Annotated in this window: 2 protein-coding genes; one reads left to right on the forward strand and one right to left on the reverse strand. The window is 47.8% G+C overall.

Annotation, left to right across the window (positions count from 1 at the left end; translation table 11 throughout):
• Positions 1–126 precede the first annotated feature (126 nt).
• Entirely contained in the window at positions 127–387 is a 261-nt protein-coding gene (locus BQ7489_RS17010; RefSeq protein WP_113745310.1) for a hypothetical protein, read from the reverse strand.
• Between the two features lie 143 nt (positions 388–530).
• Between BQ7489_RS17010 and BQ7489_RS17020 the strand changes: the two genes are divergently transcribed.
• Complete coding sequence (locus tag BQ7489_RS17020) at positions 531–803, forward strand: cupin domain-containing protein (RefSeq protein WP_072532360.1); 273 nt, start codon at positions 531–533, stop codon at positions 801–803.
• Positions 804–1,012: the final 209 nt, after the last annotated feature.

Consider the following 1,012-nt stretch of genomic DNA (forward strand, 5'->3'; position numbering starts at 1 on the left):
TGATTTTCTTGGTACCGATTCAAGCGCTACAATGGTACCGATTCCTCCGCTATAGCGGTACCGGTTCCTCCGCTATGATGGTACCGATTCGTGCGCTACGATGGTACCGTTTGACCGATACTATCACTAAGGCTTGAACTGATAGTTTGAATGATAACTTAGCCCTGTTTCAAGCTCACTTATGACCAGGAACAGATAACGATGTTCCTCCCAATTATAAGGGTAGGTAACCTTCAGTGTCTCGGAAGCGCCTTTTTCCTTGTACCCGAAATCCTTCAAGATAATTCTACTGCCTGTGAGCAGATTATAGGCTATGAGCATAATTTTGAAAGTACCAACCTTATTGATGGCATATTCTACCTGGACGGTATTGCCTTCATACGGCACATTGGATTTGTGTCGCAGGGGCAATCTCCCGTCAGGGTCGGGTGGCGACGTAACAATAGAGCTTCCTTCCGGAATCAGGATCCACCTTGACAGCTACGGAAACCCTGAACTGACATTTGGATTGATACACAAATTATGCGGCCATGTTCTGTCTGAATGATACAGCAGCCATCGGACTTACGTACCGCATCTATGACTATAACCTCCGGGAAGCAAAGGGCAACCTGCGCGAACTGCAAACGGAGCTGGACAACTTTGTAGTGTATGTGTGCGTAGGCGGAAGGGCCACGCTGGTACCCGACGGCGGTGTGGCATGCACGCTGGCGCAAGGTAAAAAGGTACTGGTACCTGCCTGTGCACGCATGGTGGAGATAAGGCCGGAAGGCGGAGTTAAGCTGCTGGAGTGTGGAGTGTAACAGAAGACAGACAGAGATAGGCATCTGCCCGGTAAAGGGAAACGGATGCTTGTTCTGTTTATCTGACCGCATCCAAAACAATCGTAAGCATTCGGTAAACCACGTTGCAAATTTTGTGAATTAGTTCCGAATCGGTGTTATTTGTAGTCGATTCGGAACTAATAGTATCTATTCGGAACAAGTTTGATGGGATTTAGCCCAATCACGTG

It is taken from the genome of Bacteroides ilei, assembly GCF_900128495.1.
Classification (GTDB): Bacteria; Bacteroidota; Bacteroidia; order Bacteroidales; family Bacteroidaceae; genus Phocaeicola; species Phocaeicola ilei.

What these genes read in the sequence shown, in the direction of transcription:
- BQ7489_RS17020 (WP_072532360.1), top strand. Translation starts at nt 531, where the DNA reads ATGTTCTGTCTGAATGATACAGCAGCCATCGGACTTACGTACCGCATC.